We start from the raw sequence: 419 nt of genomic DNA on the forward strand, positions 1-419 counted from the left end.
CGGGCTGGCAGGGTGATATTGACTTACCACCGGAACCGCTGGTGCCTTATGCAGACTGGTGATCGGATTTTTTCTTAATCTAATTGTAAGTCTCTCTTAAAAGTGCAGCTATCGGGTATACTCGGGCGCACCAGGTTTACACCCTGGTGCGCCCTGCGCTTCGAGTTTTGTGGAGAGTCATTTTGCGTGTCAGCCGTTCCGTAACGATCCAACAGATGGCGATGGTGTCTGCCGTCACAATGCTGTTTGTCTTCATCTTCTGCGTCATTTTGCTGTTTCACTCCGTACAGCAGAATCGCTATAACACGGCTTCGCAACTGGAAAGTATTGCCCGCTCGGTGCGGGAACCCCTGTCAGCCTCGATCCTGAAAGGGGATAGCCCCGAGGCGGAATCCATCCTGAAGCGCATTCAGCCCGCC

General features: G+C 53.2%; 1 protein-coding gene. It reads left to right on the plus strand.

Features of this window, described 5'->3' with window-relative positions:
- Nucleotides 1–182 precede the first annotated feature (182 nt).
- A partial coding sequence (locus CHM34_RS18600) for a hypothetical protein (RefSeq protein ID WP_206093857.1) occupies nucleotides 183–419 on the plus strand: 237 nt, incomplete at its 3' end.

The organism is Paludifilum halophilum, assembly GCF_002245355.1.
Classification (GTDB): Bacteria; Bacillota; Bacilli; order Thermoactinomycetales; family DSM-45169; genus Paludifilum; species Paludifilum halophilum.